Consider the following 305-nt stretch of genomic DNA (forward strand, 5'->3'; position numbering starts at 1 on the left):
TCACTTCGACCGGCGGTCGAACTCCGCCATCGCAAAATACGCTGATGCCTTGCGAAGGATCTCGTTCGCCTGGCGCAGCTCGCGGTTCTCGCGTTCCAGCGCCTTCTTCTTCTCGGCCATCTCGCTGAGCCGATCTGCAACATCCTGCCGATCGCCCCGTCCACCTACTATGAACATCTGGCCAAGCGGGCCGATCCGTAGGCCCAGATCGTTCAGCTCCTCGGTCATACGCGGCCTGCGCCCCGAGATCCTTCGGGTCTTCGAAGAGAACTGGCGGGTCTATGGGGTTCGGAAAGTCTGGCGGC

General features: G+C 62.0%; 1 pseudogene. It reads left to right on the forward strand.

Annotated features, from left to right (window positions below):
• Window positions 1-117: 117 nt before the first annotated feature.
• Window positions 118-305 (forward strand): annotated as a pseudogene (locus ACTJI6_RS24325) (IS3 family transposase); the annotation flags it as partial.

It is taken from the genome of Paracoccus sp. 22332 (genome assembly GCF_052045125.1).
In the GTDB taxonomy this organism is placed as follows: Bacteria; Pseudomonadota; Alphaproteobacteria; order Rhodobacterales; family Rhodobacteraceae; genus Paracoccus; species Paracoccus haematequi_A.